At 31.3% G+C, this 16,407-nt stretch carries 15 protein-coding genes and 8 tRNA genes; 15 read left to right on the top strand and 8 right to left on the bottom strand.

Features of this window, described 5'->3' with window-relative positions; translation table 11 throughout:
- Positions 1-62 precede the first annotated feature (62 nt).
- The 8 genes from Q4Q39_RS06990 to Q4Q39_RS06955 all read right to left on the bottom strand — a co-directional run bounded on the left by Q4Q39_RS06990 (position 63) and on the right by Q4Q39_RS06955 (position 7,799).
- Positions 63-578 (bottom strand): GldL-related protein, encoded by a 516-nt coding sequence (locus tag Q4Q39_RS06990; RefSeq protein WP_303281684.1) that lies wholly within the window; start codon positions 576-578, stop codon positions 63-65.
- A 16-nt stretch (positions 579-594) separates the two neighbouring features.
- Complete coding sequence (locus tag Q4Q39_RS06985; protein ID WP_303281683.1) at positions 595-1,314, bottom strand: hypothetical protein; 720 nt, start codon at positions 1,312-1,314, stop codon at positions 595-597.
- 90 nt (positions 1,315-1,404) lie between these two features.
- A complete protein-coding gene (locus Q4Q39_RS06980; protein ID WP_303281682.1) occupies positions 1,405-2,049 on the bottom strand; it encodes a hypothetical protein in 645 nt (214 codons plus the stop codon).
- A complete protein-coding gene (locus tag Q4Q39_RS06975; RefSeq protein WP_303281681.1) occupies positions 2,050-2,808 on the bottom strand; it encodes a hypothetical protein in 759 nt (252 codons plus the stop codon).
- Positions 2,809-2,823: 15 nt separating this feature from the next.
- Positions 2,824-3,648, bottom strand: a complete 825-nt coding sequence (locus tag Q4Q39_RS06970; RefSeq protein ID WP_303281680.1) for a DUF695 domain-containing protein — start codon at positions 3,646-3,648, stop codon at positions 2,824-2,826.
- A gap of 17 nt (positions 3,649-3,665) precedes the next feature.
- Positions 3,666-6,176 (bottom strand): DUF4132 domain-containing protein, encoded by a 2,511-nt coding sequence (locus tag Q4Q39_RS06965; protein ID WP_303281679.1) that lies wholly within the window; start codon positions 6,174-6,176, stop codon positions 3,666-3,668.
- Between the two features lie 4 nt (positions 6,177-6,180).
- On the bottom strand, positions 6,181-6,573 hold the full coding sequence (locus tag Q4Q39_RS06960) for a hypothetical protein (RefSeq protein ID WP_303281678.1): 393 nt from the start codon (positions 6,571-6,573) through the stop codon (positions 6,181-6,183).
- Positions 6,574-6,794: 221 nt separating this feature from the next.
- Positions 6,795-7,799: a helix-turn-helix transcriptional regulator gene (locus Q4Q39_RS06955; RefSeq protein WP_303281677.1), complete on the bottom strand. Its 1,005-nt coding sequence runs from the start codon at positions 7,797-7,799 to the stop codon at positions 6,795-6,797.
- Between the two features lie 162 nt (positions 7,800-7,961).
- Here Q4Q39_RS06955 and Q4Q39_RS06950 point away from each other — a divergent pair, with 162 nt between their 5' ends.
- From Q4Q39_RS06950 to Q4Q39_RS06880, 15 genes are all read left to right on the top strand, one after another.
- The gene (locus Q4Q39_RS06950; RefSeq protein WP_303281676.1) at positions 7,962-9,341 is read left to right on the top strand and encodes an RtcB family protein; all 1,380 of its coding nucleotides are present in this window, start codon (positions 7,962-7,964) and stop codon (positions 9,339-9,341) included.
- A 5-nt stretch (positions 9,342-9,346) separates the two neighbouring features.
- Positions 9,347-10,027, top strand: coding sequence for a hypothetical protein (locus tag Q4Q39_RS06945; protein ID WP_303281675.1), 681 nt, complete (start codon positions 9,347-9,349; stop codon positions 10,025-10,027).
- 23 nt (positions 10,028-10,050) lie between these two features.
- Positions 10,051-10,692, top strand: coding sequence for a hypothetical protein (locus Q4Q39_RS06940; protein WP_303281674.1), 642 nt, complete (start codon positions 10,051-10,053; stop codon positions 10,690-10,692).
- Positions 10,693-11,308: 616 nt separating this feature from the next.
- Positions 11,309-11,998, top strand: coding sequence for a hypothetical protein (locus tag Q4Q39_RS06935; RefSeq protein WP_303281673.1), 690 nt, complete (start codon positions 11,309-11,311; stop codon positions 11,996-11,998).
- The gene (locus Q4Q39_RS06930; RefSeq protein WP_303281672.1) at positions 11,983-13,374 is read left to right on the top strand and encodes an RtcB family protein; all 1,392 of its coding nucleotides are present in this window, start codon (positions 11,983-11,985) and stop codon (positions 13,372-13,374) included. Before Q4Q39_RS06935 ends, Q4Q39_RS06930 begins: the two co-directional genes overlap by 16 nt.
- Positions 13,374-14,063 (top strand): peptide chain release factor H, encoded by a 690-nt coding sequence (gene prfH, locus Q4Q39_RS06925; protein WP_303281671.1) that lies wholly within the window; start codon positions 13,374-13,376, stop codon positions 14,061-14,063. The genes Q4Q39_RS06930 and prfH overlap by 1 nt, the downstream gene beginning before the upstream one ends.
- A complete protein-coding gene (locus Q4Q39_RS06920) occupies positions 14,060-14,611 on the top strand; it encodes a tetratricopeptide repeat protein (protein WP_303281670.1) in 552 nt (183 codons plus the stop codon). Before prfH ends, Q4Q39_RS06920 begins: the two co-directional genes overlap by 4 nt.
- Before the next feature lie 714 nt (positions 14,612-15,325).
- Positions 15,326-15,399 (top strand) — tRNA-Lys (locus tag Q4Q39_RS06915).
- A 152-nt stretch (positions 15,400-15,551) separates the two neighbouring features.
- A tRNA-Pro gene (locus tag Q4Q39_RS06910) sits at positions 15,552-15,624 on the top strand.
- A gap of 14 nt (positions 15,625-15,638) precedes the next feature.
- Positions 15,639-15,726: transfer RNA gene (locus Q4Q39_RS06905), tRNA-Ser, on the top strand.
- 5 nt (positions 15,727-15,731) lie between these two features.
- Positions 15,732-15,803: transfer RNA gene (locus Q4Q39_RS06900), tRNA-Asn, on the top strand.
- A 4-nt stretch (positions 15,804-15,807) separates the two neighbouring features.
- Positions 15,808-15,880 (top strand) — tRNA-Cys (locus Q4Q39_RS06895).
- A gap of 8 nt (positions 15,881-15,888) precedes the next feature.
- A tRNA-Tyr gene (locus Q4Q39_RS06890) sits at positions 15,889-15,971 on the top strand.
- 138 nt (positions 15,972-16,109) lie between these two features.
- Positions 16,110-16,181, top strand: a tRNA-Asp gene (locus Q4Q39_RS06885).
- A gap of 153 nt (positions 16,182-16,334) precedes the next feature.
- Positions 16,335-16,406, top strand: a tRNA-Val gene (locus Q4Q39_RS06880).
- Position 16,407 lies beyond the last annotated feature (1 nt).

The following is a 16,407-nucleotide window of genomic DNA, read 5'->3' as shown; positions in this document are numbered from 1 at the left end:
TAACCTTTTTTTGTGTAAAAAATAGATCCTTCTAATTTTGATGTGACTATACCTTGATTAGTTTATTCAAATAATCTTCTTTTTCCTCTTTCTATTTTCATGTAATCAATGATTGCAAGCCACATAATAGCACTTGACATTATTTGATACTCATCATTAATAACATGCAAAAATCGAAGAATAGCCCCAGAATACGCAACAATAACCCATATTAATTTTAAGTAATCAAGCCTTTTTTTTATCGGCTTGTTAAGAAAACTAAAAAAATAAACTAATACAGCCAATACAAAACCAATAATCATAATTACATTATTGTATTGCCAATGCATTATTTTAGACAATGCACCAATAATTATAATTGCAAATACTCCTTTGAATATTCTGAAATATTTAGTTCGGATAAAAGTACCATTGCGAATTAGCATAATAAATCCAGTAAATTCACTTATTATTAGACCAATGTCAGCCCAAAATTCTGCATCTGGACTGTATGTGAATTTTGAAACTAAAAAACCTATTAAAGCTATAACAAGACCTATAATTATAATTGAAACGTAATTGTAATTTTTAGTTTTCATAATTTTAATAAGGGGACTAAGGGTTCAAGTTATTTAATATTTGTTCAACTCTAATAACATCATCTAAAGAGACAAGCTTAAGTGTCTTAATAAATAAATTATTATTAATGATTTCAATTTCTAACCCTTTTTCTTTTTCAAAACTCTCTAGAATTCGTTTAATCTGTATAATGTTATGACTTTTTTTAATGGTAAAACATTCATAAAGATCTGATTTAATTTCATCATCATTTCTAATGAGGTCAAATATTTTTTCTGATGATGATTTCTCTCTAAAAAAGTAATGTCCAGATATGTCATTTATTTTCACCCAAAACATTAAATGAGACTCTCTATAATGACCAGCAATGTTTAACTCAACAGAAGGAAGAAAAACAACTCCTCCTTCAAATCTATATAAATCTGAATATGACCAATCATCATAATTACTTAAAGTCTTTATTTCTTCTAAAATACTGAGTTGCTCTTTTGAGAATTTAGTTTTCCTGTAGTCTTTACTCTCTCTTAAATAATTTAAAGCTATTTCAGCTTGTTTTGCTCCTTCAGTAGGCAATTTATCCAATTCTGATTCTGGAATCGTTTTAAATTCATTATCATGGGCTATCCAATGTCCAGATTCAGCCTGTTCTAAAGTTATTCTAGCACCTGTTTCTGGGTCAATTATATATTCATCTTTTAAACTTTCTTTAAGCTTTCTGTCATATTCTTTTTCTTTCTTTGTTCTGGGTTTAAACATTATATATAAACAAAATAGGATTGAAATTCCACAAATAATAAAAATGAAGATTACAAAAGAATTCATTGCGATTATAATAGATAACAAATATTAGTTTTTAAGCTCACTAGCCATTTCAATTTTTTCATCGGACAACTTGTGTAAATTCGTAGGTTTGGAATAAATATCATGAGTTCCACCTTTAAAATTTCCTAGTCTGAGATATTCTGATGTCAAACCATTATCCTCATTAAATCGTACATAAGAACAACTATCTAACCATTTTATTCTATTTGTAGTTTGTGAGTCAAAGGTTTTAACAATTTCATAATCTTTATTGTTTTCAGAATATCGTATAATGGTATCATATGCTAATATAAATGTTCCATATCTTATTTTATGACATTTTTTAAAATCTACTATAATTTGAATATTATCCTTTTCTAATAATGAGCGTGGAGGTTTTTTAGAGTGGTCAACAAAAAACACCTCATTTATAATCATAAAAACTGGCATTCCAATACTGAATAAAAGATGTGCTATGCTAAAACCAATAGTAGCTATACCAAAACTTTTCCTGTCTTTTATAGCTGCAAAAGCAATTAAATATAAAAAAAGAACTCCTGCTATTAAAGTAGTCCATGTACGAATTAAGTCTTCGGCGATAAATCCTGAATTATTTGCCAATAAAACAAAAAGGTAAAACAGAAAACCAATAAAAATTGGACGTATTGTGGCTCTTAGAATTTGTTTCATTTATTCATTTCTGAAAGATTCTTTAGTACACTTTTCATCAATTGCCATCGCTTCTTCACTTTCGTTAAATCCAACTTCCATAATTTTTGTCAATGGAAATTTTCTATATTCTTCAATAAGGCAGTCGCAGTATTTATCTACATCATTACTTTCTTCAAACTCTGTACCTTCAAATTGCTTTTTCCAATTTCTTTTCATTGAGTTTGCAAGGGTATTAGTCCATTGCATCTCAAGAGAAGTAAAACAACTCTCTATTCCTAATTCAATAATTTTATCAGTATCATTTAAATCTTTAATGATTTTATCAAACTCACCCATTTCAAGGTCTTTTATATACTTTTCCTTTAATTGAGAATCACTAGTTATTTTCTCTGCCAAACAAATACAATAATCTTCTCTTTCATTTTCTTTGGGTATCATTCTGACGCTGCCATCAATACATTTATTTATTGGAATTTTAACACCATTTATTGTTTTAAAATTAGTTGGTATCACATAAGACATTAAACTGAAAAATGCTACTATGACGAAAATTAAGAATGAGAATCCAAAATACTTTAAAAATTTTAAGGTCTTAAATTTAAGTTTGGTTTTTGAAAACCCACTTCCTATCAACCAAGTACACAGAAATAAGAGAAGTACTATTGGAATAATAATTCCAATATCATATAAAGAGCCTAACTGCCTACTAGCATTTACGTATTCTTTTCCTGTACCGTAGAGCAAAAGAAAACCAAGTATTATTTTAAGTCTTTTCAAGTCTTGTTTTTTAGTTTAATCAGTTTCAACAGAAGTTTCCCAACCGTCATAATCTCCTTTGTATTTTATTGCCATTTTACGCAATGATGCTGTAACAGGATAAATAGAATCAATATCTACATTATCAACTCTATGGAAACGCAACCTGTAAGGCATATTTTCATCTTCAATCTTACCTGAAGATTCAATTTTGAATCCTTGTCTTACCACTTCATTTTTAAATAACTCCAAACTAGCTTCGTCTGAGAAATAAGTCCAATGGTCAATTCTTCTTGCTTTAGTCAAATTATCACCAGCATTTTTTAGAGCTTCTAAAACTTTTTGATCTTCCATATAATTAATAGTTTCTTCATTAGGGTAAAGAAACTGAGTATAATATTCCCAATTTTTGTCTTCTTTAATGTTTAAATAACGCTTTTTATTTGGATAGTTAGTTTTATAAAATTGTTCAATTTTTTCTTTAATACCCTTGTCAGATTTTAAGTAGAAGTATTCTAATCTTTCAAAATTGTGCATAAAAGAACCAACTAAAATATTCTCTACACTTTTATTAAGAACTGTTTCTAATTGATTACCAATTTTATGCAATAGGTTAAATGTTTCGTCTCCTTTTGGAAAACCATCTTCTCTTTTACTTTCATAAGTTATTCCAGTGACTAAAACGTAATTGAACCCTGAAAGCGGAACTGAATTAACTAAATCCATTCTTACTGTTGTAGAACCAGGTTTCCCACCTTCATAAGATGCTATATAAGATTCCCAATGTTCCTTTTGGCCTTGAGACACTGCTAGATAATAACTAAAGAAAATCCCAAAAAAAAGAACTAATATTTTTTTCATTTACTCAATATTTAAGTTTAATATCTTTTAATTTGACTTGTTATTGTCTTATCCTTAATCTTATCATCATTTGCCAACATAAATGCTTTACTTAATATGGTAGATAATGTTGAATCTCCTTCAAATGGCAGAAACACATTTGCCTCTTTTTTTCTATCTGCTACAATACACAAATATTGATCATTGGGTTTCATTAAAATATTACCACTGCCCATATGAATTTTATATATTCTTAGTTTACCTATTACAACAAGAAAATTTCCTTCAAAGCTGCATTGTTCTTTTATTTGAAGCTTTGGTATTAGGTTTTCAAGCAAAGCTTTTCGCTCTAAACCACTCGTAGCTAGTTCTCCAAAAGAAAAACTTGACCAATAGCCATGATACCTTTCTTCTCCACCATCTCGCCAATTAGGATCAGCACCAATACTTGTAACTCCAACAAACAAATCAACATCTCGCATAGCTTCAGAAAAAACTATTGCTGGTACATCAATCATATTTACTTGATTATTCTCGTCGTAAAAGCGAACTTGATCAGTTTGTAAATAATTAAATATCCCCATGTCATTGGCTGAATCATAAACACCTTCGGTATCAGTCCAAAACTCTATTCTATACTTCCACGAGGGAATATATAAAGTTGGAATATTATGCGAATCCCATTGCCCTTGAAGTTGATAACGCCACCCTCTTTCTCTACACAAAGCATTAAAAATATGTTGTCTAATAATATGTGCTGCATACCTATTAGAATAAGAATTTGTTGCCTTTTCAGCGTCTGTGACTATATACACTTCTCGATGAGCTTGCTTAAATGGTTGCTTTACTTGGTTCTCAAGTAACCATGCTCTCCATAATTCTACTTCTTTCACGGAGGCGGTAACAGGATGCCATAATTCTACTATGGATTTCTTATAATCAATATTTATCTCTCCTTGAGTATTTACAAACTTTCCTTTATGAAAAATGGCACTTATCGTTTTATTACTTACAGTAAAGTTCCAGATAAGTTTAGTCCCAAAAAAGGCTAACAATTTATTTTCTAGGTATAGTTCTTCCCATTGTGAATAAGTCCATTTTCGCTTACTTAGAAATATTTTTTCTATCCTATTTCTTTGTGCGCTAAGATTAGATTGAATATCCTTTACGTGTTTTTTAAATATCCTTAATTCTGCTAGGAAATTATCTCTTACATATTTAGGAATTGTTTTTATTTGTTTTCCTTTTTCATTTTCCCATAACAAGGTTACTGTGCTACTGTCTATAATTGTTATTATCCCTTTATAAGAATCAAATTTCTTTATTAATTGATAATCATCATTTAATTTAAAATCTTGAACAGCAAGCTCCTCTATTTCGTCCATTGTCTTGCCTTCTGCCTCCGCAACTCTAACAATTGCCTTAGTAATTAATGATTGGACTGAAGGGTATTTAATCTTCATTCTAAACTTTGTCAATCTTGAAACCCCATCTTTATATGGCAATTTGGAAAATGCATAAATACAAGCATTGCCCAACTTAACACTAACCGCCCCATGACCAGGCAACTTTTTAAAACTCCATAGTCCTAAATCTTCAACTGCTTGGTTTAAATTATCATCATTCAACAAGGAACTCATCCAAATAGCTGAACGCAACAATTGAATATTTTCATCGGACGCAAATGTAAATTCATAAGATTTATCTTTGTGAATCTCCTTTAACAACTGTATTATTAACCCAATCCATGATATGAAACTTGTTATCAAGAATTTTCTCCCAATTACTTCAATTTGGGTTTGAACATCTTTTAACCAAACATTTGTTGGCGCACTTTTTTCTCTTCCTTTTGAAAAATGGTTTAATAATGAAATAAATGCATCTTGCTTTTCACCTTTAAATGCTTTTGTAGTATCTAAAATAGCTTTTCCTAACTTATCCCTGCCACTCACCGAAAACTGTTTTGGGCCTTCTTTAATGAGCTTAATTTTATTTAAGGCTTTAGTTTCATCAGCATAAATATATCCTTGATTTGAAATTAATTTTTGAATATCGTTAAGGGACTGTTTTAATTTTGGAGTAAGCCCATTTTTTTGTACTATTTTCTCAACTCTACTTAGAAACGGAATAATTGGCCATTGCGAGGTGTAAAAATAATCTTTCTTCTTAGCTGTCAGCTCTTTACTGAACTGCAATAATTCATTTTCATCAAAGGTTAAGTCTGATGAACGCATTAATAAGCTTAATAATTTTGAAAACACATCTTTTACAAAATATGATTCTTTAGCCCATATATTATTGATACCTTGATATCCAATGTTTTTATAGTAAATTAGAAGATGAATAATATCCTTTTTAAAGACTTCAGATTTGGACTTCAGAACTTTATAATGTTCCAGACCACTTAGCTTTATTGAATAGCCTTCTTTTGTATTAATAGCTTCATTGATAAATTCATTCAGAAATAATTGTACTTCACTATTTATTGATGTTGCTCTTTGAGTTTCTTTAGCTTGGTGACCAAATATTTTTTTAAAAAAATCGTTCATCTTCTCAACCTCCAACTAAAGGAGTCAATTTTAAGAAACTAATTTTTGTTTCTGAACTAACAAGAATTTCCTGATCGTAATCTGTAATTTGCTCATCATCTACAATTACAAAAAAGCCATTACGCATAAATGCATCAAGAGCAACATAAACTTGCTGCTCTCCATCTATGGATTTTCTTTTTTTAACTCGAAATCCGTTTAATGTTTTCTCGGTATCACTTGGTTGAATCAATCCTTTAAAATACTCAGGTTTAGAACTATTATATACCTGTACTTCTGTTAATACACGAGCTGTAATAATATCTTTTAATGTAGTTCTTTCGTTTTCTACTTTAATTCGTATTTCATTTAGAATATTGCCCGAAGCAGTTTCATCTTTTATTATAAGTGTTGTCATTAATATTGATTTAGATAATTAGTCTTAGAAGAAGTTGTTCGATATTTCTATTAAAAAACACTTACACGCTAACACTCTACTAATCTAACAAATTTATGTGAAATAATAGGACAAGACCTTTTAGTTACTATAAGGCTTTTTTGTTTCTAAGTGTATTATAAAAAATAAATGACACGTGATAGTGTGCTGTAGTCTAATTTTTAAAACATTACACAAATTCCTTATTTATAAAAACTTACTGCCTTTTCCAGTTTTTGTTGCATGCGTTCTCTAAGGCGTTTAGGTTTTAAAACTTCAATAGAGTCTCCAAACCCTAAGAGCATACGTTCTAGTTCAAAGTTTATTTGTACAAAAATATTGAAGATAACACCATCATCTGTCTTTTTTATAATTCTCTGTGAATTATGAAAAGGCTTCGTTATTACATAAGGCGCATTGTACCTATCTACTCTAAACTGGATGCGTTCCGCACGTATATTTGAAACCGTTACTCCAATAACGTCTTTGTAAAATGTATCTCCATTAAAATTCTCATCTAAATAAGGAATAGAGATGTCGTAGTCGATTTCTATAATTCTATCAAGAGCAAAAGTCAAAACAGGTTTTTTTGCAGAAGTTTTACCGACTAAAAACCAACGGTTATTAAACTCTTTTAGGATAAAAGGATGACAAACAATCTCAGAAGCTTGACGAGCTTTAAACGACTGGTATTTAATTCTCAGAACCATCTTTTTGATGATGGCTTGGTATAAGACATCTAAATGTTCTAAGCCTTTTAATTTTTCATTCTTATCTAAATGAATGATGGCGGACTGGTGTGTCTTTTCAGTATAAACCTTATCCTCTAAACGCTGTATAATGCCTCCTAGTTCTGAGAACAAAGAAAAATCTTTAAACTGTTTCAGCATCTCAACAGTTTCCGAAAGGATATTCATATCATTTTCGTTCAGAGGTATGTCAGTTATAGAGTAATCTTCATCCTCATATTTATAAAATTTCTTATCATAGACAACTATAGGTGCGTTATAACCTAGTTTATCGCTACGCATCATATGAATATCTAATTGCACAGTGCGTTTACTAACATTAACTTCCCTTCCCTCATACTCATATAGGACGTCAGAGCAAGCTGCAATTAAATCATTTAGCGTCCATTGTCTATAATTGTTTTGTAAACATTTATCTATCGTTTTATAGCGTATTAATGCGTTTTTATTTAAAGCCATGAATATAATTTTATTGAAAAATACGGAATATTTTAACCTACGCAAAAACATTGCGCACATAGATGGAATATTTGTATTGGAATTATAAATAAGTCTTTTTAAAAGGCTTGAAAGAAATGCTCCGTCGAACGAGGAGTCGACGGAGTTTAAAATGAATTAGAAATGGAAAATAGAACAAACATTACAGGACATACATTAATTGAAATGGGATTTAGATCAGGAAAATGGTTTAAAAAAGCTTTAGATCATATTAATGAAAATCAATTAGAAGGAGAAGCTTTAAAGAATTATTTAGAGCAATTTAAGTCTCCTGACCCAATAGAATTACATAAAGAATTAGTGTCTTTCTCAATAAATATTAAAGCGGAAAACAAATTAGAAGAATCAAACGTAAATTCGGTTGTTGAAACAATGAAAGTATTAATGAAAACACCAACTCTAGTTGATGGTGCTATTATGCCAGATGCTTGTCCTACAGGCTCAACAGGAACGATTCCTGTTGGAGGTGTTGTAGTTGCTAAAAATGCGATTCATCCAGGCATGCATAGTGCAGATATTTGTTGTTCGGTAATGCTTACTGATTTTGGAAAAGCAGACCCTAAAGCTGTTTTAGATGCTGCTCATAGTATTACACATTTTGGACCAGGAGGAAGAGATAGAAATACTCAGTTTCGTTTCCCAATGGATTTATTAGCCGAGATAGAAGCAAACTATTTCTTAAATGACCAAAAATGTATTTCTGCTGCGAGATCGCATTTAGGGACTCAAGGAGATGGAAATCATTTCTTGTTTATTGGTAAATCTAAAAATACAGGAAATACGATGATGGTTACACATCATGGCAGCAGAGGTTTTGGAGCTAATTTGTATTCTAAAGGGATGAAAGTAGCAGAACGCTATAGAAAAGAGTTATCACCAGATACCTTAAAACAAAATGCTTGGATTCCTTTTGAGACAGAAGAAGGAAAACAGTATTGGGAAGCATTACAAATCATTAGAAAATGGACAAAGAAAAATCATGAATGTCTTCATGATGCAACTTTAGAAAAGTTAGGGATTGAAAAAGAAAATAGATTTTGGAACGAACATAACTTTGTATTCAAAGATGGAGATTTATTTTACCATGCAAAGGGTGCTACACCATTAGACAAAAAATTTATGCCAGATATTACAGGACCAAGATTGATTCCTTTAAATATGTCTGAGCCAGTTTTAATTGTGGAAGGTGAAACTACAAATAACAATTTAGGTTTTGCGCCTCATGGAGCTGGAAGAAATGTGAGTAGAACTCAACATAGAAAAAGTAAAACAGGAACTATCCAAGAAATTTTTAATGAAGAAACCGAAGGTTTAGATATTAGGTTTTTCTCTGAAGAGATCGATATTACAGAATTACCAAGTGCTTATAAAAATGCTGAAACTGTAAGAAACCAAATGAATGAATTTGGTCTTGGAAAAGTTATTGATGAAGTATTACCTTATGGGTGTATTATGGCAGGCGATTGGAAGAAAAATGCGCCTTGGAAAAAGGGAAGAAGATAATTAAAATGAATTTAAAAGAATCAATAGATAATTTATACACAGTATTCTCTGGCTATATCATTAGGGGGAACTTAAGATATAGAAGTTGTGAATGCTGTGTTTCTGATGAAGAGATAAAATTATTACTTTCAAAACCATTGAAAGAATTAAGCGCAAATGATTTAAATCATTTTATGGCTTCAGCAATAACTACTTTTGGAGGAGTCGAAGATTATAAACATTTTCTACCTAGAATTTTAGAGTTAATAGTTGATAACTCAGATGTGGTTGATGATTTTTTAACATATGAAAAATTAAACTATAGTGAGTGGTTAAACTGGAATACAGAAGAAATAGTGGCTTTAAAATCGTTCTTCGAAGCTTTATTAATAAATGCTTTGGACAAAGATTTCGAAATAATAGATGATTCTATCTCATTAAATCTGATTTATAATAATTATGAAAGGTTAACTGAAATATTACAGAATTCAGATTCAAAAATATTACTTCAAAAAATTGTTGATGAAGTTTTTAACGATTGTTACTGGAAAGTAGATAAAGAACTACTAAATATATATGCCAGTAAAAAGATTGTTAAAAAGGTAGAACAGTTATATTTTAAAACCAAAGATAAAATGGAGTTAAACAAAATAGCTATCGCTTATTCTATATTAGAAAATCACAATGAAAATAGAAACACTAAATAAATTAAAAGAAAAGATCTTAATCAATGGAATTAAAGAACCAATTAGATTTGCACTTAAAGAAAATAGGTGATTATCAAGAGCATTTTTTTAACATCTCTAAAGTAATACTTCGTTTATTTGAAAATGAAAAACAAAAGGATTTAAAGTTGTGCGTTATGAGTGCTTTAAAAAGAGCTTTATCAACGATGGAAGGGATTAAAGTTCTTATTGAGAATAAGAATTTTACTTGCGCAGCTCCTTTATCTAGGATGTATCTTGATAATCTTATTAGATTACATGCATTTAGTTTATGTGATAACCCGAACAATATAGCTATCGAAGTATTATCTGGAAAAAAGATCAAAGATTTAAAGGATAAGAATGATAAAAAGATGTACGATAGTTACCTTGTTGAATCATTATCGACAGATTATCCTTGGATAATTAATGTTTATGACCGTACATCTGGATATGTACATTTTAGTTTTCAACATCATCTTAATATGATAGTTGGACAAGAAGAAAATGAAAATTTTAAAAGGACATTTTATTATATGTCGAAAGATGATTCTCATGTTAAGATTGGAAGTTGGTTAGAGCTGACTACTTTAGTTTTGGAAGTTTCCAAAGCTCTTTCAAAGTTGATTCGGATACTTTTAAATGAAGAATTAGAGGAAATTAAATAATAGTTTTGCATATTTGCACTCAAGAATTACAAACAAAACAAAGTTTAGATCTATGAATAGTATATTAATTAAACATAAAAAGGATGCTGAAAAGCTATTTCTATTGTATATGACATAGCGAAAAAACTTTAAAAAGATATAAAATCTAAAAAGCGTCCAATTTCTTGGACGCTTTTTTTATAATTTTTTTTCTGATTTGAAAAATGTGAGTTTAAAGCTAAATATCAGCCTAACAAATAGTTATAAAAAATAGCTATTATCTGTATAATACGGACAGGGATTCTACTGTCTAAAAACAGAATAACTTACTGGTTTTCAAATAAATAAATATTATTTTTTCTTGCATAATTTAAAAAAGCGTTATAGGTTTGCATCGCAATAAAGCACAAACAATTTAAAAAGAAGCAACAATGTTATTTATCAAATTACATAATACCATGCAAAAAGAACGAGGTTCTATTGTGCATACGCTTCGAGACTACTTTCCTATTACATAGAATTTCATCTATCATATTAAAAGAGTCCGAAGCCAAAACGTTTCGGACTTTTTTGTACGCCATATTTTGGTCATACTTAAATGTTCACGAGATCAATAGTAAAGATTAAAATATGATAATTGAAATCAAAGCATATCAAAGAAAAGAGAGAGAAAGAAGTGCGTCGCATTTGGAAAAGGCGTTCTGAAGTCTGGAAGGAAATGCAAGGATTGGGTTATATAGAGTTGAAGAAACCTATTCGTCATGGTTGGTTTAAAGAAATAGCAATTACTCACAAAGTAGAACGCTACAAAAACAAAGCAACTATTTTGGAAGTGTATGGTAAGATTGAAAAATTCTTTTGGGGTAGAACAAAAGCAGAAGCACAAAAAAAGTGGGAACAACAAACCTCAAAGCATCTTATTTATAAAGATTTCCCAACTATAAGTAAAAGGCAATTTAACAAGCTAAGTTTTAAAGCACAGTGTATGTGTACACCATTTTATTATAGAAACGAACACAAAAAACTAAAGCTTAGATTTTATATAAGGATTCCAAAAGGGACTTATAGAATTAAATACACCAGAGCCTATATAACACATTCAAGACGGATTGACCCATTATTAGAAAGTGAGTCAGCTTTGTTAGAACAACAGCTTTTAAAAAGTGGGTATTACGAAGCAGACCAAAAACAATATAACTGGAGAAATTACTGGGATATAGAAGAACGTGAAAAAGAACGATTACAAATAGAAAAAGCCCTCAAAAGTCTTAAAAAATATGCTATTGAGGATATTCTAAACGAAAACATATCATGGGAAATAAACTAAGAGGGAAAGACTTAATAAAATTAGGCTTCCCTAAGAATAACAGTATCAATATTGCTTTAGGGCAAATCAATCGATACCGAAAAAGAGAAAAGAAAGAACGCATATTGGAAGAAGCAAAAGAAGTATTGCTTAATCCTGAAAAATTTCAGGGCAACGCCATTTGGGGAAAAGTAGCTGAAGGTTTGGTAAAACCTGTGGAGGTTAAGTTCCATCAACTAAAAAATACGAGAGCACCTTTTACTATTTATGGAGAGAATGAAATTGATGAACAAGCAAAATATCAGCTATATGATGCTTTAAAATTACCAATAGCCGTTGCAGGCGCTTTAATGCCAGATGCACACACAGGTTATGGATTACCGATAGGAGGTGTTTTAGCAACAGAAAATGCCGTAATCCCTTATGGCGTTGGTGTAGATATTGGTTGTAGAATGTGTTTAACGATCTACCCAGTGAAAGCATCTTACCTAAAAGGAAAACAGCATCAACTGGAAAATATTTTGTCTGATCACACCAAATTTGGAATGTATGAAACACATGATAAAAAACATGATCATGAGATTTTTGAAAGACAAGAATTTAATGATATTCCTATGCTTAAAAGATTGAAGGTTAAAGCTTTTAAACAATTAGGAACCTCAGGAGGAGGAAATCATTTTGTAGAGTTTGGAGTCGTTTCCATAACCGAGACAGACAATCAATGGCAGCTTAAACCTGGAGATTACATAGGTATGTTATCACATAGTGGCTCAAGAGGATTAGGAGCAAACATTGCAAAACATTATACCTATTTGGCAACGAAACAATGTCCGTTACCTAAAAATGTTCAACATTTAGCATGGTTAGATTTAAACACGCATGATGGGCAAGAATATTGGTTGGCAATGAATTTAGCGGGCGATTACGCTAAGGCTTGTCATGATGATATTCATTATCGCATAGGTAAGTTGTTAGGGTCTAAAGCAGTTGCAAAGATTGAGAATCATCACAATTTTGCTTGGAAAGAGACGGTAAACGGAAAAGAATGCATTGCACATCGTAAAGGAGCTACACCCGCTTCACTTGGTGAATTAGGTATTATACCTGGGTCGATGACTGCTCCAGGATTTATTGTTAGAGGTTTGGGAAGTACTGAGAGTTTAAACTCAGCTTCTCATGGAGCAGGGCGTTTGCATTCACGAAGAAAGTGTAAAGAGAAATTCACTAAAAGTGATATGAAAAAGCAATTAAAAATGAATGATGTTACCCTTATTGGAGGAGGTGTGGATGAAGCACCAATGGCTTATAAAGACATTAAAAAAGTAATGAATAATCAACAAGAATTGGTAGAAGTATTAGGAACATTTACACCAAAGATTGTGAGAATGGATAAATAATGAAAACGAAGATTATACAAATAACATCAGGAAGAGGACCTGTTGAATGTTGTTGGGTTGTGGCTCAAATTTTAAAGTATTTCATTGAAGAGATAAAAAAGGCGAAGATAGAATATACGCTTTTACAAAGAGAACTTGGTACTGAAAACGGAACGCTACAATCTGCAACTATTCAATTAGAAGGAAAAGCATTGGAATCCTTTTTAAGCAATTGGTTAGGAACTATACAATGGATAGGGAAATCATCTTTCAGAAAATTTCATAAGAGAAAGAATTGGTTTATAGGAATTTATGAAATTGAAGAAACAGAACAAACAAACTTGAAAGAATCTGATATTAAATTTCAAGCTATTCGCAGTTCAGGACCAGGAGGACAACATGTCAATAAAGTGAGTTCAGCCATTAGAGCAACACATACAAAAACGGGCATACAGGTTTTGGTAATGGACAGTAGGTCTCAGCATCAAAATAGAAAAATCGCTTTAAAACGATTACAAGAGAAAGTAGCCGAATATCATAATGAACAATTAAAAGCATCAGTTCAGAATAAATGGGAAAACCACCTGAGTTTAGAAAGAGGGAACCCAGTACGTGTTTTTACAGGAACAGATTTTAAAACACAGAAAAAGACTAAAAGTTATAAACCTAAAAGACAAGAATCAAAGAATAATTTAAGACAACAAAAATGAGATTAACATTAGCAGACAGTTACTATTTAAAAGCAAAAGCAGCAACAAGTGGGTTTTGTAGTGATTGGGAAGAAGTCTGTGAAGCTTTAAACTATGCCCTTTCGTATGACGAAAATCATTGTGCTTCACTTTGCCTATTGGGAGAGATCTATGCAAAACATTTATCAATGCCAGAGAAGGCATTTGAATGTTTTGATAAAGTTATTGCTATAGATACCAATTACGAAAATGTTTACTATATGTATATCAAATATCTTATTTGGTATAATAAAGCAGATAGAGCCAAAAAGTTAGTAGACTTTTCGCAAACTATAGAAACGATAAGTAAAGCTGAAATAAACTGGCTGTCTTCTTACATAGAGGAAACACTAGGAAACTACAAAACCTGTTTAAAATATTTAAAAGAAGCAAAGAAACATTGTTATAATGATCATTATTATGATTTTATGATTGATGAACAAAAGCGTGTAGAAAAGAAGATGAAGTTAGATAAAAATAAAAAAGTGCCTAAGAAAGCTAAAAAAAGTAAAAAGAAGAAAAAGAAATAATTGTACTGCGTAAAAACAATGCGTAGATATATTAAATATTTGCGTTTTAAAATTAAAATAGCATATTTGTACAACAAAATGAGAATAAAACAGATACATATTCAACCGAAATCACGCTTTAGTGAATGTGATTATAGAGGATCATTAAATGTAATGTCACTGTATAAAAAGGGCGTCATGTATCTATTTAAAGAATAAATTTTGAAATAATAATACACTTATAAATAGTAATACAAGCGTCCAATAAAAATATTGGACGCTTTTTTTATGAATTTTTTTTTAAAAATAAGATGAAAAGTTAAGCTAGCATAAAAATAACAAGTAATTGATAAACAGCAGGGAGACAGACTATTGTGAAAAATACCGATTATCCGTAAAAAACGGACAGGGTTTATATTGTCTAAATTAAAATATAACTTATTGATTGTCAGTAAATTAAATTGAATTTTTTCTTGTGTAATTCAAAAAACGTTTTCATATTTGCACCATCAAATTATTTAAAATAATAATGCAAAATTATTTACAACATATAATTCAAAAAAATCTCTGGTTTCGCTCGCCGAAATATAACATGGTCGCATATAGTTGTGATGAAAGATTTATAAAATTTAATAGGAAGGTAATAGATACATGAGTTGATGTGTTTATAGATTTAAAGAAAGCGCCTTCCGTAAAACGAGGCGCTTTTTTTATGGTGTTTACTGAAAAAAATAGTGACGTGTAGCTTAATTGGCTAAAGCACTCGACTTTTAATCGAGGTGATGTGAGTTCGACTCTCACTGCGTCAACTATAATGGAAGGACAAGCCAATAGGCGGTGGCCACACTCTTGAAATGAGCTTGTGAATTCATCGAGACCGAAATATAAAATAATGAATGGGAGGTAAAAGTGTTCGGAGTTAATGACTCGTGTGGGTTCGACTCCCACTCCTTCCGCAAAACTGAGAGGATAACGATGGTTGGTTTACTCGCTTTGGAAGCGAGAGGTTGCAGGTTCGAATCCTGTCTCTCAGACGAAAGTAATTAATGGAGAGTAGGCAAATATTGGTTTGTTGCACTTGTCTGCTAAACAAGGCCGCACCAGAGGCGGTGGAGGTTCGATTCCTCTACTCTCCGCAAATGATATTGTAGCTCAATGGCAGAGCAAAGACCTGTTAAGTCTGAAGTTGTAGGTTCGAATCCTTCCAATATCGCTAGGACAAGGTGGCCGAATGGTTAAGGCGACGGATTGCAAATCCGTTATTTATGAGTTCGAATCTCATCCTTGTCTCAAATAAAGGAAGTGTTGAGCAATTGGTTGGCTTGCCAGACTGTAAATCTGGTCTCTTATGAGCTTGTAGGTTCGAGTCCTGCCACTTCCACAACATGCATCTATGGTGTAAGGGATAGCAGAAGAAGTTTAGCTCACGTGTTATTTATTTGAAATTTCGGAGTTCGTGAATGCTAAAGCATTTCTAATCTCTGAGTCTAAATTCAAATCTTAGTAGATGTACAAAACTGGTTCATTGGGGTAATGGTTATCCTTCCCGACTGTCTCTCGGGAGATACGAGTTCGATTCTCGTATGAACCGCAAATGGCTCCGTTGGTCAAATGGTTAAGACGGCCACACTTTAACTCAGGCCAGATGATTTTGAGAAATAGGATTCGTTGAATTCGTAAACTCATTTCTATTTGGAATTAAGGGTTGGTCCGAGGCATACTCGGAATCTTACGGAGTACAAATTGAGGTATAGCTCAGTGGAAGAGCGTCACGCTTACATCGTGAAAGTCATAGGTTCGAATCCTATTGCCTCAAC

The sequence above is a fragment of the Flavivirga amylovorans genome (assembly GCF_030540875.1).
In the GTDB taxonomy this organism is placed as follows: domain Bacteria; phylum Bacteroidota; class Bacteroidia; order Flavobacteriales; family Flavobacteriaceae; genus Flavivirga; species Flavivirga amylovorans.
The sequence above is the reverse complement of the archived record's forward strand: the minus strand, read 5'-3'. Positions and strand labels throughout refer to the sequence as shown.

Excerpts from the sequence above, each read along its gene's own strand:
- Q4Q39_RS06960 (WP_303281678.1), bottom strand. The coding sequence starts at position 6,573 with ATGACAACACTTATAATAAAAGATGAAACTGCTTCGGGCAATATTCTA.
- Q4Q39_RS06950 (WP_303281676.1), top strand. The coding sequence starts at position 7,962 with ATGGAAAATAGAACAAACATTACAGGACATACATTAATTGAAATGGGA.
- Q4Q39_RS06940 (WP_303281674.1), top strand. The coding sequence starts at position 10,051 with ATGGAATTAAAGAACCAATTAGATTTGCACTTAAAGAAAATAGGTGAT.
- prfH (WP_303281671.1), top strand. The coding sequence starts at position 13,374 with ATGAAAACGAAGATTATACAAATAACATCAGGAAGAGGACCTGTTGAA.
- Q4Q39_RS06970 (WP_303281680.1), bottom strand. The coding sequence starts at position 3,648 with ATGAAAAAAATATTAGTTCTTTTTTTTGGGATTTTCTTTAGTTATTAT.
- Q4Q39_RS06990 (WP_303281684.1), bottom strand. The coding sequence starts at position 578 with ATGAAAACTAAAAATTACAATTACGTTTCAATTATAATTATAGGTCTT.
- Q4Q39_RS06930 (WP_303281672.1), top strand. The coding sequence starts at position 11,983 with ATGGGAAATAAACTAAGAGGGAAAGACTTAATAAAATTAGGCTTCCCT.
- Q4Q39_RS06985 (WP_303281683.1), bottom strand. The coding sequence starts at position 1,314 with ATGTTTAAACCCAGAACAAAGAAAGAAAAAGAATATGACAGAAAGCTT.
- Q4Q39_RS06920 (WP_303281670.1), top strand. The coding sequence starts at position 14,060 with ATGAGATTAACATTAGCAGACAGTTACTATTTAAAAGCAAAAGCAGCA.
- Q4Q39_RS06980 (WP_303281682.1), bottom strand. The coding sequence starts at position 2,049 with ATGAAACAAATTCTAAGAGCCACAATACGTCCAATTTTTATTGGTTTT.
- Q4Q39_RS06945 (WP_303281675.1), top strand. The coding sequence starts at position 9,347 with ATGAATTTAAAAGAATCAATAGATAATTTATACACAGTATTCTCTGGC.
- Q4Q39_RS06965 (WP_303281679.1), bottom strand. The coding sequence starts at position 6,176 with ATGAACGATTTTTTTAAAAAAATATTTGGTCACCAAGCTAAAGAAACT.
- Q4Q39_RS06955 (WP_303281677.1), bottom strand. The coding sequence starts at position 7,799 with ATGGCTTTAAATAAAAACGCATTAATACGCTATAAAACGATAGATAAA.